This window comes from Kribbella sp. NPDC051936 (assembly GCF_040680955.1).
In the GTDB taxonomy this organism is placed as follows: Bacteria; Actinomycetota; Actinomycetes; order Propionibacteriales; family Kribbellaceae; genus Kribbella.
Genome location: NZ_JBFAXS010000014.1, coordinates 76,784 through 99,763, shown reverse-complemented (window position 1 = coordinate 99,763; position 22,980 = coordinate 76,784). Strand labels below are relative to the sequence as shown.

Here is a 22,980-nt window from a genome sequence, read left to right as displayed (position 1 = left end):
GCAGATGATTGGATGACCTGTATGGCGACTGTTCTCCGCTACGCGGCTTTCACGTCCGACCCGGCCGGGGGGAATCCGGCGGGTGTGGTGCTCGACGCGGGTGGGCTCGACGACGCTGCGATGCAGGCGATCGCGGCCGAGGTCGGGTACTCCGAGACCGCGTTCCTCACCGGCGAGGGCGACGTCCGCCCGGTGCGGTACTTCTCCCCCAAGGCCGAGGTCCCGTTCTGCGGTCACGCGACCGTTGCGACCGCCGTCGCGCTGGCGGAGCGGACCGGCCCCGGCGAGATCGTCTTCGCGACACAGGCCGGTGAAGTCCCGGTGACCGTCGACGACAACCTGCGCGCCACACTGACCAGCGTCGAGCCGTACGTCGAGCCGGCCGGCGAGCTCGGCGACGTGCTCGACATCCTGCGCTGGTCACCCGACGACCTCGACCCCGCCCTGCCGCCGCGGATCGCGTACGCCGGGGCGCGGCATCTCGTGCTCAGTACGGCGACCAGGCAACGACTGGCCGACCTGGACTACGACTTCGACCGCCTGCTCGCGTACATGCTCGACCGCGACCTGACCACGCTGCAGCTCGTCTGGCGGGAATCGCCGGCCGTCTTCCACGTGCGCGACCCGTTCCCGGTGGGCGGTGTGGTCGAAGACCCGGCGACCGGCGCCGCCGCGGCCGCGTTCGGCGCCTACCTGCGGGAGCTCGGCGAATCGCGGCCGACGATCACCCTGCACCAGGGCGCGGACCTCGGGCGGCCGAGCCTCATCACGGTCGAGCTCCGCCCGGACGACAACCGCGTGCGGGTGAGCGGCAACGCCGTACCGATCACGGCACCCGCGTGAGCCACTCCTCGGTGCCGAACTTGGCGCCGACCCGCTCCTCGGCCTGCGCGACGGTGCCGGCCGAGATCACGCCGTCCGCCAGCCCGTAGCGGTTCCGGAAGGTGCCGACCATCCGCGAGATCACGTCCGCACGGTCGAGACCGGTCTGGCTGCGCAGCGGGTCGACGCGCTTGTTCGCGCTCGTGGTGCCCTTGTCGGACAGTTTCTCCCGCCCGATCCGCAGGACCTCGAGCATCTTGCCGGCGTCCATGTCGTAGGCCATCGTCACGTGGTGCAGCACCGCGCCGCCGGCGAACCGTTTCTGCGCGGCACCGGCGATCTTGCCCGCCGGCGAGGTGATGTCGTTGATCGGCTGGTACGTCGCCGCGATGCCGAGATCGTTGAGCGCGCCAATGACCCAGTCGTCGAGGAACGCGTACGACTCGACGAACGACAGGCCGGACACGAGCGACTCCGGCACGTACAGCGAGTACGTGATCGTGTTGCCCGGCTCCACGAACATCGCGCCGCCGCCGCTGATCCGCCGGACGACGGTGACGTCGTGGCGGGCCGCGCCCCCCAGGTCGACCTCGTTGCGCAGCGACTGGAAGCTGCCGATGATGACCGCGTTCGACGCCCATTCCCAGACCCGCAATGTCGGCGGCCGCTGCCCCGACCCGACCTCTTCGGTGAGCACCTCGTCGAGGGCCATCTGCAGCGCCGGATCCCGCGGTACGTCGTGCACGAACTCCCACTCGTGGTCGCGCCAGCCGGTCGCGCCGGTCACCGCCCGCCGGACCGCGACCGCGACGGCCTCGGGCGAGAACCCGAGCATCTCGACGCCGTCGCCGAGCGCGCCGCGCACCCGGGCCGCGATCTGGGCCGCGGACGTGTCCACCTGCAGACCGGCCAGCGCCCCGTTGATCCGCTCCAGCGCGTCGTCGGGCTCCAGGAAGAAGTCTCCGGAGATCTGCGCGTTCCGCACGTGGTCGTCGACCAGATCCAGGTCCGCGACGACGAGCTTCCCGCCCGGGACCTTGTACTCACCATGCATATTCAGCACCAACTTGCTCTGGTCAACAGTTGTTCCCGGGACGGATACTCCCACCCATGGGGGAGATGAGCATGAACAAGGCGATCCATGCCGCTGTCCGGCGGGATCTGGATCGGTTCCTGGACGCACTGGAACGGTTCCCGGCCGGGGACCGCACGCGGGCCGTGCAGCTGGCCACGGCCTGGCAGAACTTCGACAGTCAGCTCACCCGGCACCACGAGGGTGAGCACGAGATCGCGTGGCCGGCGCTGGAGAAACTCGGCGTCAGCCCGGAGTTGCTGACGCAGCTGGACGCCGAGCACGACACGATGGCGGCCGCGCTGGCGGCGTCGCGGACCGCGATGGGTACGTTGCGACGCACGGCGAGCGCGGAGGACGCCGCGGCCGCACACGCAGCGATCCAGGAGCTGCAACGGGTCACTGTCGAGCACCTCGAGCACGAAGAGGCCGAGATCGAACCGGTCTACCTGGCCAACGAGGGCTCGCCCGAGCTGAAGGCGATGGGTCGCGAGTTCGCGAAGGTCGGCCCGGCGCAGGGCGGAACCTTCTTCGCCTGGGCGCTCGACGGCGCCACCCCGGCGGAGTCCGCCGCCATCACCGGCACGGTCCCGAAGCCGGTCCTGGCCGTGATCGCCGGCGTCTTCGGCCGCTCCTACCGCAAGACGGTGGCCCCGACCTGGCGCGCCTGACGACGGACGGCTACGCGGCCGGCTTGAGGCGTACGGCGACCTGCCAGACGCGGGCGCGGACCGTGTCGATGTCGGCGGACGCGTCGACCTCGTGGTGGATGCCGCGGCCGGCGTAGAACTCGATCAGCGGAGCGGTCTGCTCGTGGTAGACCTCGAAGCGCCGGCGGATGACGTCCTCGGTGTCGTCCGAGCGGTGCTCGATCTCGGCGCGCCGGAGCAGCCGGTCGACGAGCGCGTCGGGCTCGACCTGCAGCACCAGGGCCGCATCGAGTGAGCGGCCCTGGCCGCTGAGGATGTCGTCCAGGACGCCGGCCTGCTCGAGCGTGCGCGGATACCCGTCCAGGACGAAGCCCGGACGGGCGTCCTTCGCGGCGAGGCGGTCGCGGACCATGGCGTTCGTGACCTCGTCGGGCACGTACTCCCCGGCGTCGAGGTAGCGCTGCGCGGTGCGGCCGAGTTCGGTGCCGTCCTTGATGTTGCGGCGGAACAGGTCACCCGTGGAGATGACGGGCACGCCGAGATGTCCGGCCAGGTGACCCGCATGCGTCCCCTTGCCCGCGCCCGGCGGTCCCATCAACAAGACAGTCGTCATGGCGCCCCTCCTGACCCCTGGTGAGTCCCCCAGATTATGGGACCGGCCGCGCCCGCGGTACGGCGTACGTCACTCCAAAATCCCGTCCTACGTCACATCCGCGCGTTACTGTCCGCAATCGTCGTCAGAACTCCATTTCCGGGCGCAGCTCGATGACGTCGCCCGGACCGGCGAACTTGGCCGCCAGCTCCTCGGCCCGGGCCCGGGTGGCGCAGTCCAGGACGAAGAAGCCGGCCAGCTGCTCCTTGGACTCGGCGTAGGGGCCGTCGGTGTTCACCGGGCGCTTGCCCTCCCAGCGATAGGTCCGGGCGGTCGATGGTGCGTCCAACGCCAGACCGGTGACCAGCTCGCCGGACGCGGACAGCTCGGTGAGCATCTCGTCGAACTCCTTGCCCATCGCGGCCCGCTCGTCCGCCGGGATCGCGCGGCCGACCTCGGTGAAGTCGATCGTCGGGTGACCCCACGGCTGCGGGTTGGAGTGGATCAGGACCACGTACTTCATGACAGAACCTCCTGTGTCGGTATCCCGTGCACCCCGGACGTCGGAGGCGCCGGCAGGCCCTCGACATTCTGCCCCGATGTATTCCAGCTCACATTCGGTCACACTCCGCCCATCGGGCTCCGTCAGCGCTGCAGAGGCACAACGAGGAACGGAGAAGCTGATGATCCTGGTGACAGGCGGTACCGGAACGATCGGCCGCCGGGTGGTCCCGCTACTGCAGGCGGCCGGCAGCAAGATGCGCGTCCTCAGCCGGCACGCGGACGACCGCGGCGACGGCGTCGAGTATCTGGCCGTCGACCTCCTGACCGGGGAAGGGCTGGACCGGGCTCTGGACGGCGTGGACGTCGTCCTGCATCTGGCCGGCGGCCCGAAAGGCGACGAGATCGGCACCCGGAACCTGGTCGCGGCAGCCGAGCGCGCGAAGGTCGGGCACCTGGTGCACATCTCGGTGACCGCGGTCGACCAGCTGCCGCTCACGTACTTCACGTCGAAGCTCGGCGCCGAGCAGGCGGTCCGCGGGTCCTCGGTGCCGTGGACCGTGCTGCGAGTCGCCCAGCTGCACGACTTCGCCTGGAACGCCGTACGGACGATGGCGAAACTGCCCGTCCTGCCGGTGCCCGGCGGCCTCCGGTTCCAGCCGGTCGACAGCCGGGACGTGGCCGAGCGGCTCGCCGAACTCACGCTCGGTGAGCCGCAGGGTCTCGTCCCCGATCTGGTCGGACCGAAGGTCTACAGCCTGGCGGAGCTGGCCCGCGACTACCTGCGAACCACCGGGCGGCACCGGTTGTCAGTGCCGATCCGCGTCCCGGGCAAGGCAGGCAAGGTGTACCGCGCGGGCGGCAACCTCACGCTCACCGGCGCCACCGTCGGCACTCACACCTGGGAGGAGTTCGTGGCGGCGCAGGTGTAGGGCTCCAGCAGTTCCACCAGGTCCGGCGTCCGCCGGCGCGCGATCCCGGCCAGGAAGTCGGCGACCTGGACCCGTGGATCAGATCTGGAGTCGACCTGGACGAACGACCGCAGCGGTCCCGGCTCCGCACCCGCGGCGAGGAACGCGCCCAGCCTGGCCACCCGGCCCGGTGTGAGCGCGCTCTGCTCGTCGTGCACCACGGCGACCTGGCGACCGTCGGCGCTCCAGTACAGCACCGTCTCGGCGAGTGCCGGGACCAGCGGCTCCAACGGCGGCGGAAGCTCCGGGTCCTCGTCGATCAGCCGCTGCATCACCTCCTCGACGCGGGACCGCGTCAGCCCGCCCAACGCCGGGACGTCGGCCGGCATCGTCGCGAAGAACCGGTCGACGGCGGCGTGGTCCATCAGCCGCACCCGCTTCGTCCGGGCCAGGTCCACGAAGGCGGCCAGGAACCCGGTCCGGCGCCGCAGCGCCGCGACGAGCTCCGAGTGGTCCGTACCGAGGCTGGTGCCGGCGCCGTACGACGGCTCCTCGGTGAACAGCTCGACCACCCGCGCGGCGACGTACGCGGTCTTGTCGATGACGTGGACATGGGCGTGCCCCTGCAAGGTGGTGAGCAGCCACTCGAGGGCGGGCCGCTGCTCGGGCCGCAGCAACTGGTTGGACTTGTACTCCGTCCGGCGGTGCAGCCGGGTTCGCAGGACGTCGATCACGTCGGCGGCCGCGGGGACGGACAGATCGACACTGGCATGGGTGATGACGGGTGAGGCGGGGTCGAGCAGGTTGGTTCCGGAGAACCCCGACTCGTCACACGCGACCTCGACCCAGGACTGAGACGTCATGGAAAGACCGGCTCCAAGGCTGATGGACTGCACGCTGAGGGGCCCGTCCACGGGACGGGCTTGATCGGACGCGCCGGGAGTCATCGGGCGCGGTGACGATCAGTGAGCGGCAGCAGCCTTGGCAGACATGCGACCCATCATGGTCCGGGTGCTCGCCGGACACCAGCGAATTCCTACGGTTTGCGGGCCAGGGCGACCAGGACGAGCCGGCCGGTACCGGACGCGTTCAGGGTCCGCTCGCCGTCCGGCCACCAGGAGGCGAGGTCGACCAGGCCTGGCCCGACCAGGTCGAGCCCGGTGACGAGCTCCGCGATCTCGTCGCGGGTCCGGAACCGGATGTGCGGGAACGCGTCGCGCAGCTTCTCCTCGATCGCGGTCGCGAACTCCGCCAGCCGGCCGCCGTCGCGCGGGTTGAGCGGATGCGTGAGCGCCAGGTAGGAGCCGGACGGCACCGCGGCCAGGTAGTCCGCGACGACACCGGCCGGGTCGGGGATCGAGTGCAGCACCAGGCCGAGCAGGATCCCGACGGGGCGGGTCAGGTCGAGCGCCTCGGTCACAGCGGGATGGGTGAGGACCGCGGCCGGGTCGGCGACGTCCGCGTCGGCGAAGAAGCTGCGCCGGTCGTCGGCGAGCAGCGCCTGGCCGTGCGAGACCGCGGTCAGGTCGTTGTCGACGTACACGACCTTCGCCGCGGCGTCGGCGCACAGCGCGATGTCGTGGGTGTTCAGCGCGGTCGGCAGGCCGGCGCCGAGGTCGAGGACCTGGTCGATCCCGCCGTCCGCGCTCATCCGGCCGATCGCGTCGGCCAGCCAGCGGCGGTTCTGCCGGGTCAGCTCGGAGATCTCGGGCGCGATCTTCAGCAGCTCCTGGACGAACTGCCGATCGACCTCGAAGTTGTTCTTGCCGCCGAGCAGCAGGTCGTAGACCCGGGCCTGGGAGGCGCGGGCGAGGTCGATCGCGGCCGCTTCGTCGGCGCGCGGCGGCCGGCGCGTGTCGTCGTGTCGGGGCATCGCCGCACCGCACCTCGATCCGTCAGCCGTGATCCGGAAAGCTGGATTCTCGGAAGGCTATCCATCCAGCCGTCCGCGGACCGCACCGGGGCCGCCGCCGATGAGTTTTACCCGCCTCGTTCGTCTCAACACCACCCGAACGAAAGGAACGACGATGGCGAAGGTTCTGTACTCGGTGACGATGTCGGTGGACGGCTTCATCACCGGCCCGGGCGGAGACATGCAGTGGATGCGCCCGCACCTCGGCCCCAACCCGGAGGTCGACGCCCTGATCCCCCGGATCGGGTCGCTACTGATCGGGCGCCGGTCGCACGACGGCGACGATCCGTACAAGGGCGAGGCCGGCGAGGGCGAGGCGTTCGGCGGTGGCTGGAGCGGACCGGCGTACGTCGTCACGCACCGGCCGCCGCCCGCGCCGGACGCCGGCGTGACGTACGTCGACGACTTCGCGAAGGCACTCGCCGAGGCCCAGGAGGCGGCCGGCGACAAGTACGTCAACGTCATCGGCGCGAACATCGCCAAGCAGTGCATCGAGGCCGGCGCGCTGGACGAGGTCCTGCTCCTCTACGCCCCGGTCATGCTCGGCGACGGCACCCGCCTCTTCGACCACCCAGGCGGCCGCACCGTCCGCCTGGAACGCCTCAGCACCACCGAGACCCCGCTCGCCACCAGCCTCTGGTTCAAGGTGCTCAGGTAATCCCTCAGAAGTCGGCAGCGGTGGAGTGCATGACGGCGCGGATCTCGACCGAGCGGCCGCTGGCTCGGCTGTCCGGTAGCAGGCGGGCGAGTTCGACGGCGCGGTCGCGGTTCTCGACGTCGATCACGTAGTACCCGTCGATCCGGTTCGGCTCGGCAGCCGGTAGGCAGACCGACAGTTGGCGGTCCGCGAGCAGTTCGCCGCCGACCAGTTCACCGGCGTCCTGGGCGACCCGCTCGAACTCGTCGCGCTGCAGCCGCGGCTCGCCCTCACCCTGCAGGATCAGTAAGAACTTCATCGGCGCTCTCCTCTCACAGGTACGACGGAGTCGAGCGCGCGGTCTTGACATGATGACCGGATGTTCGTGCAGACCGACCGGCTGATCCTGCGCCGCTTCACCCCCGCGGACGCCGAGCAGTTCGCCGCGTACCGCTCCGATCCGGCCGTCGCCCGCTTCCAGTCCTGGGACGCACCGGTGCCGCTCGACGACGCGCGGCGGACGGTCGAGCGGTTCGCGGAGGGCGATCCGGAGGAGCCCGGCTGGTTCCAGTACGCCGTCGACCTGAACGGCGTACTGATCGGCGATCTCGGGCTGAACCTGTCCGAGAACCTGATGCAGGCCGACCTCGGGTTCACGCTCGCGACGCAGTACCAAGGTCAGGGCTACGCGTCCGAAGCCGTGCGCGGGCTGCTGCACCACCTGTTCGTGGACCGCGAGCTGCACCGGGTGTCCGCCGAGGCCGACGCCCGCAACACCGCGTCGGCCCGGCTGCTCGAGCGCGTCGGCTTCACCCGCGAAGGACTGCGGCTGTCCAACTCCTGGTTCAAGGGCGAATGGACCGATGACGTCCTGTTCGGCCTGCTCCGCGACGACTACCTCAGCCGGCTGCCGCCCACGCCCGGGCCGTCAGCTTGACGGACCCGTCCGCCTCGATCGGCAGCCGCGCCCGGACCGCCTCCCGCAGTGCCTCCTGGTCCGCGGGATCCAGGCTGCGCAGGTACGCCGGCGCGACGCCCTGCCCGCCGAGGAACGGCTGCCAGTAGTCGTCGAACGACGCGAAGTCCGTCGGTACGACGATCTCGCGCGTCCGCACGTCGGCGAATCCGGCCTCGCGGAACATCCCCTCGAGGCCTTCCGCCGTACAGAACGGGAACCGGCGGCCCTCGTCGTGGTCCCGGTCCTGCGGCCGGACGTCGAGCATCCCGTCGAAGAAGTACCGCATCAGCTGCATGCCGCCCGCGTAGTCCCACACGTACGCGGCGACCGTCGTACCGATCTCCCGCATCCGGCGCAGCGCCTCGACCCGCTCAGGGACGAAGTTGAGCACCAGGCCCGCGACCACGACGTCGAACGGGCCATCCGGCAGCTCGGCCGCGGACCGGACCTCGAAGGACGCTCGCGGGTCCTGGACAGCCTGCCGGGCGTAGCCGATGAAGCCCTCCGACGGGTCGATCCCGAGCACCGACGCCGGATCGGCCGTCCCGAGGATCGTGCTGGTCAGCGCGCCGGTGCCGCAGCCGACGTCGAGCCAGCGCAGTCCGGCCGGCTGCTCCAGCCAGCCGACGAACTGCGGTGCGACGAGCCGGCTCCAGCGCCCGACGTACGACTCGTAGATTCCCCCGCTCGACCATTCAGTCACTTGCGCAGGATAGACGGCAGCGAGACCCCCGTCAGTCCTTCCGAGACCTGCCACAGCCGGGCGTTGAGCTCGGGATCCGTGGCGCTCTTCGGGTTGCGGACCAGCGTGGTCGGGCCGACCAGGCCGAAGCGTCCGGCGGGTCCGTAGTACTCGCCCGACTTGGCCGCGGGGTCGGCGGCGGCGTACAGCAGCGGCTCCGTGCCGATCTCGACGTCCTGCTTCGGAAGCGGGTTGTAGCGCATCATCAGCCGGTTGAGCAGCGAAGGGCGCTCGCGGCCGAGGGCTGCGCCGGCGGTCTGCAGGTTGGTGCGCGTGTAGCCGGGGTGCGCCGCGACGCTGACCAGGCCCCAGTCCCGGTCGACCGACAGCTTGGCGAGGTGGTTGCTGAGCATCAGGTCGGCGAGCTTGGACTGCGCGTACGCCGAGGTCGGGCGGTAGCGCCGCTCCCACTGCAGGTTGTCGAAGCCGATCCTGCCCAGGTACGCCGCGCCGCTCGACATGGTCGCGATCCGCGGGGCCGGGGCGGCCAGGATCAGCGGCAGCAGACGGACGGTGAGCGCGAACGGGCCGAGGTAGTTCGAGCCGAACTGCAGCTCGAAACCGTCCTTGGTGGTCATCCGGGCCGGCGGCGTCATCACGCCGGCGTTGTTCACCAGCAGGTCCAGGTGCTGCTCGTCGGCCGCGAGCTTCTCGGCGAACTCCTGGACCGAGGCGAGATCCGCGAGGTCGATCCGCCGCACCTCGAGCTGGGCGTCCGGCTGCTCGGCGAGGATCTCGGCGCGCGCCGCCGCACCCTTGGCCGGCGTCCGGACCGCCAGCACCACCCGCGCACCGGCGGCCGCGAGCCGCTTGGCAGCCTCCTTGCCGGTCCCGCTGTTGGCGCCGGTGACGACGACGAGCTTGCCGGACTGGTCGGGGACGTCGTACATGATCCACACTCCATAAAAGACTGATGGTCTGTTATGACTCGACGTTATCAGACCGATGGTCCGATAACAACAGACCATCGGTCTGTAGACTGTGGGCATGACTTTCCAGCGCGCCCGGAGTGCCGAGCAGCGAGCCGAGCGGCGGCGGGCGATCCTCGCCACCGCAGCCGCGATGCTGACCGAGATGCCGGTCGCGGACGTCAGCCTGAACGAGCTGAGCCGGCGCGTCGGTCTGGCGAAGTCGAACGTGCTGAACTACTTCGACTCCCGCGAGGCCGTCCTGCTCGAGCTGTCGAGCAGCGAACTGGCGGCCTGGGTGGAGGATCTGGCGAGCGCGACGGCGGACCTCTCCCCCGCCGCGGAGACCAGCGAGCGGGCGGAGCGTCTGCTCGCGACGATCGTCGGCACACTGGCGAAGCGGCCGGTGCTCTGCGACCTGATCAGCTCACAGGCGGCGGTGCTGGAGCGCAACATCACGACCGGGACCGCGCTCGCGTTCAAGCGCGCGGCCGCGGTCGCGTTCGAAAGGATGATCGCGGTGATCGCCGGCGTCCTGCCCGAACTGGGGCCGGACGGGGCGGGCCGCTTCATCGCCCACGCGAGCCTGCTCGCGGGCGCGCTGTGGTCCCACTCCCATCCGGTCCCGGCGATCCTGGCCGCCTACGAGGCCGATCCGGGCCTGGCCGCACTCCGGCTGGAGTTCGAGCCGGCCCTGACCGACGGCCTTCGAACCTTGCTGTACGGCGCGCTGCCGCGTCAGGGCAGGTAGTAGTTCGGGTTCGGCAGCTTGAAGGTGCGGTCGGCGTAGCCGCCCTTCAGGTCGGAGAACTGGTCGCCGAAGTTCGCGACGATGTCGTAGCCGAGGGACTCGATGTGCGCGCGGGTGGCCGACTTGTAGTGGATCGTCGTGCACGCGCCGTTCGGGTCGTTCGCGCAGGCCTGCTTGAGGTAGTCCGGGTAGTTCGCCACGGCGGGCTTGGTGAACAGGCCGTCCTCGCCGTTGCTGAGCGTTGTCGGCTTCGGGTAGCCGGCGTCGATGCCGATACCGTCCGCGGTGAGGTTGCCGAGGGTGGCCTGCTCCTGCGCGGCGCCGCGCCCGGTCAGGAAGAAAATCGCGTATCCCTCACGTTCGGCGGTCTTCACCATGTCGACCATGCCCGGGACGGCCGGGAACCGCTGGTTCAGCACGTAGTCGGCGTTCGTGGCCGGGTTGAACGCCCAGTTGCTGAAGATCTCGTAGTTCCAGGTGGCCAGCGTGGTGTCGTCGACGTCGAGCACGATCGCCTTGGTCTTTGCGCCGGTGTGATGCGAAGCGGAGATCCAGTGCGTGCCCGCCGCGGCCGCCTTCTGCGCTTCCTTCGCGTAGTTGCCGTCCGCCGCGAACGTGCCGGAGCCGAGCGGGTCGCCGTAGTAGTTGCGCAACTGCTGGCGCAGGACGTCGATGTTGGTGACCTGCTTCTCGCTGTGCGGCGTCGACGTCTGGATCGCGGGCTGCTGCGTCGCGACACCGGCCGAGTACGCGACCCCGCCGACGACCGATGTCATCGCGACCGCCGCGACGCTGCTCAGAACCATGCGGCGGGACGGCCGGCGCCAGGTACGGGATGCCCGGAATGCCCGGAATGCCCGGAATGTCATGGTGACCCCTCCAAAACCGGAAAAGCTTGCGAGAGGCACGCTAACTCCATCCGTGGCCGATGTACCTGCCGCACGCCGCAACTCCAGGGGAAACCTGCGTTCAGACAGACTTCACGTAGCGGTGGCACGGGACCGGGATGCTGCCGGTGCCGACGGTCGCCGGGTAGTCGAACGCGCCGCCGTCCCGCCAGCCGTTGCGCTCGTAGAACCGGCGGGCCCGCGCGTTACCGGTCGCGACGGCGAGCCAGGCTTCTTGGTGGCCCGCTGCGCGCACCTGGCGCTCGGCTTCGGTGAGTAGCTTCCCGGCTACGCCCGACCCGCGATGCGCGCCCGCGACGTACACCTGCTCGACCTCGTCCCCCACCACCATCACGAATCCCGCGACCTCGTCCCCGGCGACGGCTACGGTGGTGTCCCCGATCCGTTCTGCCGCGCGGGTCCAGAACGATTCCTCGGTCCGTACGGCGACCAGTTCGTCCGGCACATGCCCCAGGTGCCCGTCACGCCAGCCGGCGTACCAGATCGCCGCCACCGCCTCCGCGTCCCCGGCAACAGCAGGTCTCACAGTCATGCCGTCAGGGTAAGCACCAGCGAGGCGCACGCCATGCCCAGGAAGAAGACCGCGAGGAAGAACTGTGCCGTGAAGTCCGCGACGCGCACATGCGTGTACAGCGCGCAGACGAAGAACAGCACCAGTCCGATCGCGGCGGCGGCCGTCAGCGCCGGCGACCCCACCAACAGACCGGCGAGCAGGCCCAAGGCACCGGCCGTCTTGAGGGTCCCGATCGGGAAGCTGAGCCAGGACTCCGGGACACCGGCCTTCACCATCCCGGGCAGGATCGCTTTCCAGTGCAGCAGAGCGGCGGTGCCGGAGAACGCGTTGATCGCGACGGTCACCAGGACGACGAGCCGTAGCGTCATCAGATCTCCACGTGGGTGAGCTTGTCGGGGTTGGTGATCGCGTAGATGCCGGTGACTTGGTTGCCCTCGACATCGAGTACGACGACGGCGAACGGCGTGTCGCCGGACAGCAGCAGGGCGGACGGATCGCCGTTCACCCGTCGGTAGCGCACGTCGAGGGACGGCACCGGGCGCCGGACCCGGTCGCCGATCAGCAGTGGGCCGATCCGGTCCCGGCCGAGCACCGGGTGCAGCCCGGCCGCGCGTGCCTTGCCGCCGCCGTCGGCCCACAGCGTGACGTCCGGCGCGAGCACCTCCAGCAACGCGTCGAGGTCGCCGCCGACGACCGCGTCGACGAACCGCTGCGTCACCTCGAGCCGCACCTGCGGATCCGCGACGAACCGCGGCCGTCGCGCCTGGACGTGCTCGCGGGCGCGGTGGGCGAGCTGCCGTACGGCGGCCGGTGTCCGCCCGAGGATCTCCGCGACCTCGGTCAGCTGGTACCCGAACACCTCGTGCAGCACGAACACCGCCCGCTCCAGCGGCGACAGCGTCTCCAGGACGACGAGCACCGCGAGCGACACCGCCTCGCTGCGCTCCACCGGGTCGATCGGCGTCACGACGGGCTCGGGCAGCCAAGGCCCGACGTACTCCTCTTTGCGGCGGCTGATCGACGTACGCCGGGCCAGTGCGGCGTTCACCGCGACGCGCACGAGGTACGCCCGCGGGTTCTGGACGCCGGACCGCCCCGACCAGGCGAGCCAGGTCTCCTGCAGCACGTCCTCGGTGTCCGCGACGCTGCCCAGCACGTTGTACACGATCGAGAACAGCAGCTCCCGGTGCTCGAGGAACTCCTCCGTTGGGTTCATACCGCTTATGAGGTTTCCGGCCGGCGAAGTGTGACATCGCCCCGGTGAACCCGGCGCGACCCTACGCTGACTGCGCCGGGCTCATCGAGGAGAACAATGGCTACTGGTCTGATCCACCCCGACGATCCGTGTTTCTCCTGGACGGACTCGGTCGCCGAAGCCGTCAGTGAGACCACGAACCGCCCCATCCGCTGGCGCGGCATCGACATCGTGCAGAAGCCGGCGGGATGGACGCCGCGCGACCCCAAGGACGACCTGCGGCAGCTGAGCATCCCGCTGTTCCTGCCCGAAGACCAGGCCGACTCGATCCGCGACGCACACGCCCGCAGCGCGGCAGGGCTTCCGGTGCGGGACCAGGCGAAGCTGGTGCAGGCGACTGCGTACATGACGGCCCAGTCGGCCGGACTGAGCAGCCCGGAGCCCGACCACATCGGCGGGATCTGGGAGGTCGAGGCCGCGCTCGACACCGGTCTGGCCGACGTCTGGACGCAGGAACGACTGGCCGAGGTCTGGCCGAAGACCGAGTCCGCGAAGTTCCTCCCGGCCGACCAGGTGCCGGACCTCACCTTCCCCGGCCGGGATCCGGCGGCCGCGGCGGCGGCCCGGGCGCTGCTGACCGAAGTCGTCCGGCAGCAAGGCGGTACGCCGGCCGGACCCGAGGACTTCGCCGCACTCTCCGACTGGATGCTGTCGGTGAAATCCGACCAGCGCTGGGAAGCAGTGATCTCGCTGCTTCCGGGCACCGACGAACTGTCCGAGGGCGAGCACTGGCGAGCGCTCGGCACTCTGCGGCGCGACTTCTCCGCGGCCGTCGAGCAGGGCAAGCCGGAACTCGCGGCCGACTCCGTCCGGACGGTCGCAAAGAAGGTGGATCCGCTGCTCAGGCGGCTCACTCAGGACCCGGCGATGACGCCGCTCACTCCGGGTCGTACGCCAGGTTCGGCCGCAGCCAGCGTTCCACCTCCGCGACCGGGAGCCCACGACGGACGGCGTAGTCCTCGATCTGATCGCGGCCGAGACGTCCGACGCTGAAGTACCGCGACGCCGGGTGCGCGAAGATCAGCCCGCTCACCGCGGCGGCCGGCGTCATCGCGAACGACTCGGTCAGCCCGAGCCCGATCTTGTCCGCGCCGAGCAGCTCGAACAGGTCCAGCTTCTCGGTGTGGTCCGGGCTGGCCGGGTAGCCGAGCGCCGGCCGGATACCGCGGAACCGCTCCGCGTGCAGGTCCTCCAGCACCGGCTCCGCGTCCGGCTCGAACCACGCCCGCCGCGCCTCCAGGTGGATCCACTCCGCGAACGCCTCGGCGAGCCGGTCGGCCAGCGCCTTCACCATGATCGCCCGGTAGTCGTCGTTGCGGTCCTCGTACGACTTCGCGAGCGCCTCGGCGCCGTGGATCGCGACACCGAACCCGCCGAGGTGGTCCCCGGCCGGTGCGATGTAGTCCGCCAGGCAGCGATTGGCCCGGCCGGCGGGCTTCTCGGTCTGCTGGCGCAGCATCGGGAACGACCTGTCCAGCCCGTCCAGGACGATGTCGTCGCCCTCGCTGTGCGCCGGCCAGAACCCGTACACGCCCTCGGCGGTGAACGACCCGTCGGCGATGATCTCGTCCAGCAGGGTGTTCGCGTCGTCGAACAGCTCCCGCGCGACCGGCTGCTCCAGGATCGCCGGGTACTTCCCCTTCAGCTCCCAGGCCAGGAACAGGAACTGCCAGTCGACCATCTCCCGCAGGGTCTCGATCGACGGCGACACGTGCCGCAGCCCGGTGAACGCCGGCACCGGCAGCTCGCCGTACTCGACCGGCTCCTTGTTCGCCCGCGCCTCGGCCAGCGTCAGCATCGGGGCGCGCTGCTTGTTCGCATGCTGCTCCCGGAGCCGCTCCTGCTCGATACTGTTGCTCTTGGCAAGCTCTACGGCGCGGTCGGCGTCGAGCAGGTCGGACACCACACCGACCACCCGCGACGCGTCCAGCACGTGCACCGTGGTGTTCTCGTACGCCGGGGCGATCCGGACCGCGGTGTGCTGCTTGGACGTGGTCGCGCCGCCGATCAGCAGCGGCAGCTTCAGCCCGCGCCGCTGCATCTCGTCGGCCACCGACACCATCTCGTCGAGGGACGGCGTGATCAGCCCCGACAGGCCGACCGCGTCCGCGCCCTCGGCCACCGCGGTGTCCAGGATCCGTGCCGCCGGCACCATCACGCCGAGGTCGATCACCTCGTAGTTGTTGCAGCCGAGCACCACGCCGACGATGTTCTTGCCGATGTCGTGGACGTCGCCCTTCACGGTCGCGAGCACGACCTTGCCCTGGCCGCGGACCATCTCCGCGCGCCCCTCGCGGCGGGCCTGCTCCTTCTCCTCCTCCATGAAGGGCTCGAGGTAGGCCACCGAGCGCTTCATCACGCGCGCGCTCTTCACCACCTGCGGCAGGAACATCTTGCCCGCGCCGAACAGGTCGCCGACGATCTTCATCCCCGCCATCAGCGGACCCTCGATGACCTCCAGCGGACGCGGCAGCTGCTGCCGCGCCTCCTCGGTGTCGTCCTCGATGTAGTCGACGATGCCGTGCACGAGCGCGTGCGACAGCCGCTCCTCGACCGAGCCCTCCCGCCAGGTCAGGTCGATCTCGCGCTGCTTGCCCTTGCCCTTGACGTTCTCGGCGAAGGCGACCAGCCGGTCCGTGGCGTCGTCGCGGCGGTTGAAGATGACGTCCTCGACCAGCTCCAGCAGGTCCTTCGGGATGTCCTCGTAGACCGCGAGCTGGCCGGCGTTCACGATGCCCATGTCCAGGCCGACCTTGCCGGCGTGGTACAGGAACGCGGAGTGCATCGCCTCGCGGACGATGTCGTTGCCGCGGAACGCGAACGACAGGTTCGAGATCCCGCCGCTGATGTGCACGCCCGGACAACGCGCCTTGATCAGCGGCAGCGAGTCGATGAAGTTCTTCGCGTAGTCGTTGTGCTCGGCCATGCCGGTCGCGACGGCCAGCACGTTCGGGTCGAAGATGATGTCCTCGGCCGGGAACCCGATCCCGGTCAGCAGGTCGTACGCCCGGCCGCAGATCTCCACCTTGCGCTCGACCGTGTCGGCCTGGCCCTGCTCGTCGAAGGCCATCACGACCGCGCCGGCGCCGTAGTCGCGGATCTGCCGGGCGTGCGCGAGGAACTCTTCCTCGCCCTCCTTCAGGCTGATCGAGTTCACCACGCCCTTGCCCTGCACGTGTTTCAGCCCGGTCTCCAGCACCGACCACTTCGAGCTGTCGATCATGATCGGGATCCGGGCCACCTCGGGCTCGGTCGCGATCAGGTTCAGGAACGTGGTCATCGCCTGCTCGCTGTCCAGCAGGTCGGCGTCCATGTTCACGTCCAGCAGGTTCGCGCCGCCGCGGACCTGCTCCAGCGCCACGTCGACCGCGGCCTGGTGGTCGTCGCCCTCGATCAGCCGGCGGAACTTCGCCGACCCGGTGACGTTGGTCCGCTCGCCGATCATCACGAACCCGGTGTCCGGCCCGATCCTGAACGGCTCGAGCCCGGAGAACCGGGTGGTGTGGTCGGTCCGTACGACGTCGCGCGGCGCGAGGCCGCGCACCGACTCGGCGATCCGCTCGATGTGCGCGGGCGTCGTACCGCAGCAGCCGCCGACGATGTTGACCAGGCCGGACTCCGCGAACTCCTGCAGCAGCGCCGAGGTCTGGTCGGGCGTCTCGTCGTACCCGCCGAACGCGTTCGGGAGGCCCGCGTTCGGGTGCGAGGCGACGTACGTGCCGGCGAACCGCGCGAGGTCGGCGACATGCGGGCGCAGCTGCGCGGCGCCGAGCGAGCAGTTGACGCCGACGACCAACGGGTCGGCGTGCTCGACCGAGCTCCAGAACGCCTCGACGGTCTGCCCGCTCAGGGTCCGGCCGCTCAGGTCGACGATGGTCACCGAGATCCACAGCGGCAGCTGCGGCGCGACCTCGCGGGCCGCGGCGACGGCGGCCTTCGCGTTCAGCGTGTCGAAGATCGTCTCGATCAGCAGCAGGTCGACACCGCCCTCGGCGAGCGCCGCGATCTGCTCGGCGTACGCGTCCTTCACCTGCTGGAAGGACACCGCACGGTACGCCGGGTCCTCGACCCGCGGGCTCAGCGACAGCGTCACGTTCAGCGGGCCGATCGACCCGGCGACGAACTTGTTGCCGGCCTCGTCGGCGGCCTGGCGGGCCAGCCGCGCGCCGGCGACGTTCATCTCGCGGACGTAGTTCTGCAGGCCGTAGTCGGCCTGGCCGATGCTGGTCGCGGTGAACGTGTTCGTGGTGGTGATGTCGGCGCCGGCCGCCAGGTACTGCCGGTGGACGTCGAGGATCAGATCCGGCCGGGTCAGGTTCAGCAGGTCCGGGTCACCGGTCACGTCGTGCGTGTGGTTGCCGAACCTATCGCCGGTGAAGTCCGCGGTCTGCAGCTTGGCGCCCTGCAGCATCGTGCCCCAGGCGCCGTCAAGGACCGCGATCCGCTGATCCAGCAGCTCCCGCAGCGCGGTTTCACTCATCTGCCAACCCCTCCAGAAGAAGAACTCTCCGGAGGCGCCCTTGCAGTCGGTGACCCAGGTCGAGCGTGGCGGACCTGGGTCCGTTGCAGCGCCTCTCGGCCTGGATGCTCCATGTTAGTGGCGTCACACCTGACGCCAAGCGCCCTGTCCACATTCTAGGACGGGTGTTCAATCAGTGGATGAGACGCTGGACCGCCGGCGCGTAGAGGGCGACGACGATTTCCAGGCCGGCGGCGGCGATCGGGCCGGTCTTGTCGATCGCGAGCGCGGCGCCGAGGCCGAGCAGGTGCGCGGTGATCAGGCCGGCCCGCAAGTCGGCGTCCGGGCCGGTCAGGCGGGCGGCGAAGGCCCGGGTCACCTGATCGCGGAAGTGTTCTCGGATCAGCGCGCGTTCGTCGCCCTTGCCGGCCGCGAACACGACGCGGACGAGCAGGTCCTGGTCGTTCTCGCGGCGGTACCCGACCAGGGTGCGGACGGCGTGCTCACCGAGTCGCTCGTTCGGCGCGCCGAGCAGCAGCTGGGCCGCCTCGGTGAAGTCCGCGACCCGCTCGAAGAGCGCTTCCTTGCCGCCGAAGTGCTTGACGATCAGGGCCGCGCTGACACCCGCTTCGGCGGCGACCCCGCGCAACGTGACCGCGTCGTACGGCTCCCGCGCGAACGCCTTGCGGGCCGCGCGGAGGATCGCCGTCCGCCCGGGATCGGTCACGGCGTCGTGACCTCGTACGCCGGCGCGGGACGCCGGACCGGGATCAGCAGCACCAGCCCGGCGGCGACCAGGGCCGCGGCACCCGCGATCACGAACACGATCAGGTAGGCCGACAGCGCCGGCGCGACCCGGCCCGCGTTCGTGAGCGTGATGTTGGCGAGCACGGTCGCGACGATCGTGCTGCAGATCGCCTGCCCGATCGTGCGCATCAGCGTGTTGAGTCCGTTCGCGGCGGCCGTTTCGGTCACCGGCACAGCATGCATGATCAACGCCGGAAGTGCCGAGTACGCCACGGCCGTTCCGGCGCTCACCACCGTCGCGCCGACGACGATCCCCGCGACGTTGCCGCTGGTGAACAGCCGCACGACGTACCCGGCCGCCATGATCACGGACGCGATCGCCAACGTGAACCGCGGCCCGCGAGCGGCGGAGATCCGTGCGGACACCGGCGACAGCAGCACCATCGCGACACCGCCGGGCAGCAGACACAGGCCACTGACCACGATGGATTCGCCCAGCCCGTACCCCGTCCAGGTCGGCTCCTGCACCAACTGGGCCGTGGACAACGAGTTGGCGTAGAACGCGAAGCCGATCAGCAACGCGCCGAGGTTCGTGAACAGCACCTGGGGTCGCGCGGACACCCGGAGATCGACGAGTGGGCTGGTGGTCCGCAGCTCGTACCAGCCCCACAACGGGATCAGCAGCACCGCGGCGCCGTACAGACCGACGATCGTCGGCGTACTCCAGGCGCTGCTCTTCGACACCGCGAGCAGCAGGCAGACCAGGAACCCGCTCAGGCCGAGCGCGCCGACCACGTCGAAGCGGCCGCTGGTGCGAACGGCCGACTCCGGCACGATCAGCAGCACCAGGACGATGTCGAGCAGGCCGAGTCCGAGGTTGATCCAGAACATCGTGTGCCAGTTCGCGTACTCGACGACGAGCGTCGCGGCCGGGATGCCGAACGCGGCCCCGATGCCGAGGGTCGAGCTCATGATCGCGATCGACGGGATCACCCGGCGCGGCGGCAGCTCGTCGCGCAGGATGCTGATGCCGAGCGGTACGACCGCGACCGCGGCGCCCTGGAACGCGCGGCCGACGATCAGGACGCTGAGGTTCGAGCTGCTCGCGCAGAGCAGGGAGCCGACGACCATCGAGGACAGGGCGATCAGCAGCACGCGGCGTTTGCCGTACATGTCGCCGGCGCGGCCGAGCAGCGGCGTGAACACCGCGCCGGTGAGCAGCGTGACCGTGATCAGCCAACTGACGTCGGACGCCGGGCTGTGGGTGATCGCGGGCAGTTCGGGGAGCAGGGGGACGACGATCGTCTGGCTGATCGAGACCAGGACGCCGCAGAACGCGAGCGCGGCGAGGATCAGGCGGGGGCGAGCGGGCACGGTCGGCGGAGTCCTCACGGTGGTGAACAGTTGTTTACTCGAGGCATCGTAAACGCTCGTTCACCCCATCCGGAAGTGGACCGGGAAACCGCTCACCGATTGGACCAGGGTGAGCGGTGAACAGTTACCTACCGTGGTGCGCATGAGGATCTTCGTCGCCGGCGCGACCGGCGCAATCGGCCGCCGCCTCGTCCCGCTCCTGGTCGCCCACGGGCATCAGGTCACCGCGCTCAGCCGTCGGGCCTCGGCTGTCGACGGCGTGACGACCGTCGCCGGCGACGTGTACGACGCGGAGCGGCTGCGGGAGTTGGTCGTGGCGGCGCGGCCGGAGGTGGTGATGCACCAGCTGACCGACCTCGGGTCGCGGGACTTCGCCGCGAACAGCCGGCTCCGCCGCGAGGGCACCCGCACCCTGGTCGACGCCGCACTCGATGCCGGCGTACGGCGGATCGTCGCGCAGAGTATCGCGTGGGCCTACGAGCCCGGTCCGACGCCCGCGACCGAGGCCACCCCGCTGGACCTGCACGCCACGGACCCCCACCGCCGCACGACGGTCGAAGCCGTCGCCGCTCTCGAGACGATCACCGCCGAAGCGCCCGAGTGGGTCGTCCTCCGCTACGGAATGCTCTACGGGCCCGGCACCTGGTACACCAAGGGCGGTCTGATGGCCGACCTGGCCGCGGCCGGAAAGCTCCCCGCCGGGCCCGACGTGACGAGCTTCCTCCACGTCGACGACGCCGCCGGCGCGGCTGTCGCCGCCTTGTCCTGGCCGTCCGGCCCCGTCAACGTCGTCGACGACGAGCCGGCTCCCGCCGATGCGTGGGCCCCGGCGTTCGCCGAATCGGCCGGCGCGCCCACACCGACGTACGCCGGTCCACGAACCCCGTGGGCCCGCGGCGCCTCCAACACCCACGCCCGCACCCTCGGCTGGACCCCCACCCACCCCACCTGGCGAGCCGGGTTCGTGTAACGGGCGCGAACGAGAGATCGGGCCCGGCGCTCCGAGGGGGAGAGAGCGCTCGGGCCCGATCTCGACGGTCCGCTGCAGCGAGGGGAGCGCTGGGGTCAGCGGACCGGGCCGGTGATGAGTTCGATGGTTGCCTTGTGGGTCTGGCCGGCCTGGTCGGTCCAGCCGACCTCGACCTTGTCGCCAGGGTGCTGCTGGTTGAGCAGCTCGGACAGGGCGTCCGGCGACTCGACGGTGTGCCCCGCGAACGAGGTGATCACGTCGCCCGCCTCGATCCCGGCCTCGTCCGCGTGGCCGTTCGCGACCACGTCGCCGACGACGGCACCGGAGGCACCGGTGGTCGGCACGACCGAAATCCCGAGCATCGCCGAGTCACCGATGTGGACGTCGGCCGACGCCTTCCCGTTCTCGATCTGGTCGGCGATGTCGAGCGCCTGGTTGATCGGGATCGCGTACCCCTCGGTCGTCGTCCCGCTGCCGTCGCCCTGCCCCGAGCCGTTGCCCTGCCCCGAGCCGTTGCCCTGGCCCGATCCGTTGCCGGACCCGTCGCCCGAGCTGTCACCCGGCCCGTTGCCGAAGCCGTTGCCGTTACCGAAGCCGCTGCCGTTGCCGGTCCCGTCGCCGTTGCCGAACGGGAAGCCGTTGCCGTCGCCGGTGCCGCCGTCACCCCAGGCCGCGAGCGTCGCGGTGGCGCCCTGTGCGGTGGACGCGGCGGTCTGTCCCGGCCGGCCCTGCCCGCCGTTGTTGCCGCCGTTGCCGGCCACGTCCACGCCGACCACCTCGCCGTTCGCGTTCGCCAACGGCCCGCCGGAATCGCCGGCCTGGATGTTCGCGTCGGTCTGGATCAGGTTCGTCAGGTTCTCCGGGTCCTGCCCGTTCTCGTCGGTCGCGGTGATCGCCTGGTTGAGTCCGGTCACCTTCCCGGCCGCGTAACTCGGCGTCCCGCCGACGCCGCCCGCGTTGCCGACGCCGACCACCTGGTCGCCGAGCTTCACCTGGTCGGAGTTCCCGGTCTTCGCGGTCTGCAGGCCGGACGCGTCCTTCAACTTCAGGACGGCGATGTCGTGCGCCTCGTCGTACCCGACGACGCTCGCGTTGTACGTCTTGCCGTTGCCGATGTCCGTCACGGTGATCGACGTCGCACCCTCGATCACGTGGTGATTGGTGAGGACCTCGCCGTCGGAGGTGAGCACGATGCCGGTACCGGCCGCCCGCGCGTTCTCGTAGCCGAGGACGGTGTTCACGTCGACCAGTCCCGGTGACACCTGAGCTGCCACGGCCGCCGCGTCGAACGCCTTCTGGGACAGCTGCGAGCTGTTCGTGCCGGCCCGCTGGTCGAGGCCCCAGGCAACCGAACCGGCGACGAGCACCGCGGCCAGCCCGAGCGCCCCGGCACCGAGCAGCCGCCGTCCGCGCTTCTTCGGCGCCGGAGGCTGCCCCCCGAACGGGTACTGCGGCGGCCCGTACTGCGGCCCGTACTGAGGCCCGTATTGAGGTCCGTACTGGTACTGCGGTCCGTACGGCTGCCCCTGCTGCGGCACCTGCTGGTACTGCGGGTACTGCTGCCCGCCGTGCTGCGGCCCGTTGTACGCTCCCGGTCCAGCGCTCTCGTTCATCTGCTGTCGCCCTCCTCGGCCAGTTCCCTCTGCCTTCGAGTAGAGCTCGCCAGGCTGAGAACTCCATCGGGCCGGCCAATGAATCAGCTGAGAATCTGCTGCACCGCCGTCACCACCGCGCGCCGCCGCAGGGCCGGGTCCGGCAGCTCGACGCCGAGCTCCGGATTCATCGACGACCAGCTCGTCGCGATCGCCTGGATCAGCGACAGCAGGCTGACCGGGGTGAAGCGCTTCGGCACCGCCCGCCGGCGCATGCCGCGCTGCAGCTCGTCCAGCCGGCTCCGGTTGACCGCGACGATCGCCTCCAGCGGACGACCGTCCGGCCGCTCGAGCCGGTACCAGACCGAGAGCCGCAACCGGTCCGGGTGCTCCTCGAAGTAGTCGAACACCCGCCCCGCGTACGCCGGCAGGTCGTCGACGTCGAACCCGACCTCGTCCAGGTACTTCTCCAGCGACGCGCTGAACACCGCGTCGAACAGGTCGTCCTTGTTCCCGAAGTACGCATAGAGCATCGCCTTGTTGCAGCCGGCCACCTCGGCGATCCGGCTCACCCGGGCGCCGGCGATCCCGCGCGCCGCGAACTCCTCGGTGGCGGCCTCCAGGATGCGGGCCCGGGTCCGGTCTGCGTTCCGTTGCTGCATACCGCGAGCTTACCAACCAACTGGTTAGTTGATTTCCAACCAA

At 70.3% G+C, this 22,980-nt stretch carries 25 protein-coding genes and 1 riboswitch; of the genes, 8 read left to right on the top strand and 17 right to left on the bottom strand.

The features are described from left to right. The first annotated feature begins 21 nt into the window (after positions 1-21). Positions 22-843 (top strand): PhzF family phenazine biosynthesis isomerase, encoded by an 822-nt coding sequence (locus tag AB0L64_RS38735; RefSeq protein WP_363717951.1) that lies wholly within the window; start codon positions 22-24, stop codon positions 841-843. Here the strand turns inward: AB0L64_RS38735 and AB0L64_RS38730 are convergent. Further along, entirely contained in the window at positions 827-1,876 is a 1,050-nt protein-coding gene (locus tag AB0L64_RS38730; protein ID WP_363717950.1) for a lipoate--protein ligase family protein, read from the bottom strand. The two genes, AB0L64_RS38735 and AB0L64_RS38730, sit on opposite strands and share 17 nt — an antisense overlap. A gap of 71 nt (positions 1,877-1,947) precedes the next feature. Here AB0L64_RS38730 and AB0L64_RS38725 point away from each other — a divergent pair, with 71 nt between their 5' ends. Beyond that, positions 1,948-2,565 carry a hemerythrin domain-containing protein gene (locus tag AB0L64_RS38725; protein ID WP_363717949.1) on the top strand — a complete coding sequence of 206 codons (618 nt, stop codon included), beginning with the start codon at positions 1,948-1,950 and terminating at the stop codon, positions 2,563-2,565. A 10-nt stretch (positions 2,566-2,575) separates the two neighbouring features. Here AB0L64_RS38725 and AB0L64_RS38720 read toward each other — a convergent pair whose 3' ends face one another. Then, on the bottom strand, positions 2,576-3,157 hold the full coding sequence (locus AB0L64_RS38720; protein ID WP_363717948.1) for an adenylate kinase: 582 nt from the start codon (positions 3,155-3,157) through the stop codon (positions 2,576-2,578). 124 nt (positions 3,158-3,281) lie between these two features. After that, positions 3,282-3,659, bottom strand: a complete 378-nt coding sequence (locus AB0L64_RS38715; RefSeq protein WP_359927032.1) for a YciI family protein — start codon at positions 3,657-3,659, stop codon at positions 3,282-3,284. Between the two features lie 160 nt (positions 3,660-3,819). On the opposite strand from AB0L64_RS38715, the gene AB0L64_RS38710 reads away from it, so the two are divergent. After that, the gene (locus AB0L64_RS38710; protein WP_363717947.1) at positions 3,820-4,569 is read left to right on the top strand and encodes an NAD(P)H-binding protein; all 750 of its coding nucleotides are present in this window, start codon (positions 3,820-3,822) and stop codon (positions 4,567-4,569) included. Here the strand turns inward: AB0L64_RS38710 and AB0L64_RS38705 are convergent. Together AB0L64_RS38705 and AB0L64_RS38700 are read right to left on the bottom strand one after the other, a co-directional pair. Continuing rightward, entirely contained in the window at positions 4,533-5,411 is an 879-nt protein-coding gene (locus AB0L64_RS38705; protein WP_363717946.1) for a DUF3800 domain-containing protein, read from the bottom strand. The two genes, AB0L64_RS38710 and AB0L64_RS38705, sit on opposite strands and share 37 nt — an antisense overlap. A gap of 173 nt (positions 5,412-5,584) precedes the next feature. Next, on the bottom strand, positions 5,585-6,421 hold the full coding sequence (locus AB0L64_RS38700; RefSeq protein ID WP_363717945.1) for an SAM-dependent methyltransferase: 837 nt from the start codon (positions 6,419-6,421) through the stop codon (positions 5,585-5,587). A gap of 154 nt (positions 6,422-6,575) precedes the next feature. On the opposite strand from AB0L64_RS38700, the gene AB0L64_RS38695 reads away from it, so the two are divergent. Beyond that, the gene (locus AB0L64_RS38695; protein ID WP_363717944.1) at positions 6,576-7,118 is read left to right on the top strand and encodes a dihydrofolate reductase family protein; all 543 of its coding nucleotides are present in this window, start codon (positions 6,576-6,578) and stop codon (positions 7,116-7,118) included. 4 nt (positions 7,119-7,122) lie between these two features. Here AB0L64_RS38695 and AB0L64_RS38690 read toward each other — a convergent pair whose 3' ends face one another. After that, the gene (locus AB0L64_RS38690) at positions 7,123-7,416 is read right to left on the bottom strand and encodes a hypothetical protein (RefSeq protein WP_363717943.1); all 294 of its coding nucleotides are present in this window, start codon (positions 7,414-7,416) and stop codon (positions 7,123-7,125) included. Positions 7,417-7,476: 60 nt separating this feature from the next. On the opposite strand from AB0L64_RS38690, the gene AB0L64_RS38685 reads away from it, so the two are divergent. Next, a complete protein-coding gene (locus AB0L64_RS38685; RefSeq protein WP_363717942.1) occupies positions 7,477-8,034 on the top strand; it encodes a GNAT family N-acetyltransferase in 558 nt (185 codons plus the stop codon). On the opposite strand, the gene AB0L64_RS38680 is transcribed toward AB0L64_RS38685, so the two are convergent. Together AB0L64_RS38680 and AB0L64_RS38675 are read right to left on the bottom strand one after the other, a co-directional pair. Then, positions 7,997-8,758, bottom strand: coding sequence for a class I SAM-dependent methyltransferase (locus tag AB0L64_RS38680; RefSeq protein WP_363717941.1), 762 nt, complete (start codon positions 8,756-8,758; stop codon positions 7,997-7,999). The two genes, AB0L64_RS38685 and AB0L64_RS38680, sit on opposite strands and share 38 nt — an antisense overlap. Then, positions 8,755-9,687, bottom strand: coding sequence for an SDR family oxidoreductase (locus AB0L64_RS38675; RefSeq protein ID WP_363717940.1), 933 nt, complete (start codon positions 9,685-9,687; stop codon positions 8,755-8,757). Before AB0L64_RS38675 ends, AB0L64_RS38680 begins: the two co-directional genes overlap by 4 nt. A gap of 97 nt (positions 9,688-9,784) precedes the next feature. Between AB0L64_RS38675 and AB0L64_RS38670 the strand changes: the two genes are divergently transcribed. Further along, complete coding sequence (locus AB0L64_RS38670; protein WP_363717939.1) at positions 9,785-10,456, top strand: TetR family transcriptional regulator; 672 nt, start codon at positions 9,785-9,787, stop codon at positions 10,454-10,456. Here AB0L64_RS38670 and AB0L64_RS38665 read toward each other — a convergent pair. The 4 genes from AB0L64_RS38665 to sigJ form a co-directional block, all read right to left on the bottom strand. Beyond that, on the bottom strand, positions 10,444-11,325 hold the full coding sequence (locus tag AB0L64_RS38665; RefSeq protein WP_363717938.1) for an HAD family acid phosphatase: 882 nt from the start codon (positions 11,323-11,325) through the stop codon (positions 10,444-10,446). The genes AB0L64_RS38670 and AB0L64_RS38665 overlap by 13 nt on opposite strands. A 100-nt stretch (positions 11,326-11,425) precedes the next feature. Beyond that, positions 11,426-11,896, bottom strand: a complete 471-nt coding sequence (locus tag AB0L64_RS38660) for a GNAT family N-acetyltransferase (protein WP_363717937.1) — start codon at positions 11,894-11,896, stop codon at positions 11,426-11,428. Then, complete coding sequence (locus tag AB0L64_RS38655; protein ID WP_363717936.1) at positions 11,893-12,246, bottom strand: DoxX family protein; 354 nt, start codon at positions 12,244-12,246, stop codon at positions 11,893-11,895. The genes AB0L64_RS38660 and AB0L64_RS38655 overlap by 4 nt, the downstream gene beginning before the upstream one ends. Continuing rightward, complete coding sequence (sigJ, locus tag AB0L64_RS38650; RefSeq protein ID WP_363717935.1) at positions 12,246-13,094, bottom strand: RNA polymerase sigma factor SigJ; 849 nt, start codon at positions 13,092-13,094, stop codon at positions 12,246-12,248. The genes AB0L64_RS38655 and sigJ overlap by 1 nt, the downstream gene beginning before the upstream one ends. A 96-nt stretch (positions 13,095-13,190) precedes the next feature. On the opposite strand from sigJ, the gene AB0L64_RS38645 reads away from it, so the two are divergent. Beyond that, the gene (locus tag AB0L64_RS38645) at positions 13,191-14,126 is read left to right on the top strand and encodes a hypothetical protein (RefSeq protein WP_363717934.1); all 936 of its coding nucleotides are present in this window, start codon (positions 13,191-13,193) and stop codon (positions 14,124-14,126) included. On the opposite strand, the gene metH is transcribed toward AB0L64_RS38645, so the two are convergent. From metH to AB0L64_RS38630, 3 genes are all read right to left on the bottom strand, one after another. Continuing rightward, positions 14,011-17,613, bottom strand: a complete 3,603-nt coding sequence (gene metH, locus AB0L64_RS38640; RefSeq protein ID WP_363717933.1) for a methionine synthase — start codon at positions 17,611-17,613, stop codon at positions 14,011-14,013. The genes AB0L64_RS38645 and metH overlap by 116 nt on opposite strands. Before the next feature lie 25 nt (positions 17,614-17,638). Next, positions 17,639-17,716, bottom strand: a riboswitch (S-adenosyl-L-homocysteine riboswitch). A 69-nt stretch (positions 17,717-17,785) separates the two neighbouring features. Beyond that, complete coding sequence (locus tag AB0L64_RS38635; protein ID WP_363717932.1) at positions 17,786-18,319, bottom strand: TetR family transcriptional regulator; 534 nt, start codon at positions 18,317-18,319, stop codon at positions 17,786-17,788. Next, a complete protein-coding gene (locus tag AB0L64_RS38630; protein ID WP_363717931.1) occupies positions 18,316-19,713 on the bottom strand; it encodes an MFS transporter in 1,398 nt (465 codons plus the stop codon). The genes AB0L64_RS38635 and AB0L64_RS38630 overlap by 4 nt, the downstream gene beginning before the upstream one ends. A gap of 142 nt (positions 19,714-19,855) precedes the next feature. Here AB0L64_RS38630 and AB0L64_RS38625 point away from each other — a divergent pair, with 142 nt between their 5' ends. Continuing rightward, complete coding sequence (locus AB0L64_RS38625; protein WP_363717930.1) at positions 19,856-20,683, top strand: NAD-dependent epimerase/dehydratase family protein; 828 nt, start codon at positions 19,856-19,858, stop codon at positions 20,681-20,683. 95 nt (positions 20,684-20,778) lie between these two features. Here the strand turns inward: AB0L64_RS38625 and AB0L64_RS38620 are convergent, their stop codons facing one another. Then, a complete protein-coding gene (locus tag AB0L64_RS38620; RefSeq protein ID WP_363717929.1) occupies positions 20,779-22,296 on the bottom strand; it encodes a trypsin-like peptidase domain-containing protein in 1,518 nt (505 codons plus the stop codon). A gap of 83 nt (positions 22,297-22,379) precedes the next feature. Beyond that, a complete protein-coding gene (locus tag AB0L64_RS38615) occupies positions 22,380-22,937 on the bottom strand; it encodes a TetR family transcriptional regulator (RefSeq protein WP_363717928.1) in 558 nt (185 codons plus the stop codon). Positions 22,938-22,980 lie beyond the last annotated feature (43 nt).

Excerpts from the sequence above, each read along its gene's own strand:
- AB0L64_RS38735 (WP_363717951.1), top strand. The coding sequence starts at position 22 with ATGGCGACTGTTCTCCGCTACGCGGCTTTCACGTCCGACCCGGCCGGG.
- AB0L64_RS38730 (WP_363717950.1), bottom strand. The coding sequence starts at position 1,876 with ATGCATGGTGAGTACAAGGTCCCGGGCGGGAAGCTCGTCGTCGCGGAC.
- AB0L64_RS38725 (WP_363717949.1), top strand. The coding sequence starts at position 1,948 with ATGAACAAGGCGATCCATGCCGCTGTCCGGCGGGATCTGGATCGGTTC.
- AB0L64_RS38720 (WP_363717948.1), bottom strand. The coding sequence starts at position 3,157 with ATGACGACTGTCTTGTTGATGGGACCGCCGGGCGCGGGCAAGGGGACG.
- AB0L64_RS38715 (WP_359927032.1), bottom strand. The coding sequence starts at position 3,659 with ATGAAGTACGTGGTCCTGATCCACTCCAACCCGCAGCCGTGGGGTCAC.
- AB0L64_RS38710 (WP_363717947.1), top strand. The coding sequence starts at position 3,820 with ATGATCCTGGTGACAGGCGGTACCGGAACGATCGGCCGCCGGGTGGTC.
- AB0L64_RS38705 (WP_363717946.1), bottom strand. The coding sequence starts at position 5,411 with ATGACGTCTCAGTCCTGGGTCGAGGTCGCGTGTGACGAGTCGGGGTTC.
- AB0L64_RS38700 (WP_363717945.1), bottom strand. The coding sequence starts at position 6,421 with ATGCCCCGACACGACGACACGCGCCGGCCGCCGCGCGCCGACGAAGCG.
- AB0L64_RS38695 (WP_363717944.1), top strand. The coding sequence starts at position 6,576 with ATGGCGAAGGTTCTGTACTCGGTGACGATGTCGGTGGACGGCTTCATC.
- AB0L64_RS38690 (WP_363717943.1), bottom strand. The coding sequence starts at position 7,416 with ATGAAGTTCTTACTGATCCTGCAGGGTGAGGGCGAGCCGCGGCTGCAG.
- AB0L64_RS38685 (WP_363717942.1), top strand. The coding sequence starts at position 7,477 with ATGTTCGTGCAGACCGACCGGCTGATCCTGCGCCGCTTCACCCCCGCG.
- AB0L64_RS38675 (WP_363717940.1), bottom strand. The coding sequence starts at position 9,687 with ATGTACGACGTCCCCGACCAGTCCGGCAAGCTCGTCGTCGTCACCGGC.
- AB0L64_RS38670 (WP_363717939.1), top strand. The coding sequence starts at position 9,785 with ATGACTTTCCAGCGCGCCCGGAGTGCCGAGCAGCGAGCCGAGCGGCGG.
- AB0L64_RS38665 (WP_363717938.1), bottom strand. The coding sequence starts at position 11,325 with ATGACATTCCGGGCATTCCGGGCATTCCGGGCATCCCGTACCTGGCGC.
- AB0L64_RS38660 (WP_363717937.1), bottom strand. The coding sequence starts at position 11,896 with ATGACTGTGAGACCTGCTGTTGCCGGGGACGCGGAGGCGGTGGCGGCG.
- AB0L64_RS38655 (WP_363717936.1), bottom strand. The coding sequence starts at position 12,246 with ATGACGCTACGGCTCGTCGTCCTGGTGACCGTCGCGATCAACGCGTTC.
- sigJ (WP_363717935.1), bottom strand. The coding sequence starts at position 13,094 with ATGAACCCAACGGAGGAGTTCCTCGAGCACCGGGAGCTGCTGTTCTCG.
- AB0L64_RS38645 (WP_363717934.1), top strand. The coding sequence starts at position 13,191 with ATGGCTACTGGTCTGATCCACCCCGACGATCCGTGTTTCTCCTGGACG.
- metH (WP_363717933.1), bottom strand. The coding sequence starts at position 17,613 with ATGAGTGAAACCGCGCTGCGGGAGCTGCTGGATCAGCGGATCGCGGTC.
- AB0L64_RS38625 (WP_363717930.1), top strand. The coding sequence starts at position 19,856 with ATGAGGATCTTCGTCGCCGGCGCGACCGGCGCAATCGGCCGCCGCCTC.
- AB0L64_RS38620 (WP_363717929.1), bottom strand. The coding sequence starts at position 22,296 with ATGAACGAGAGCGCTGGACCGGGAGCGTACAACGGGCCGCAGCACGGC.
- AB0L64_RS38615 (WP_363717928.1), bottom strand. The coding sequence starts at position 22,937 with ATGCAGCAACGGAACGCAGACCGGACCCGGGCCCGCATCCTGGAGGCC.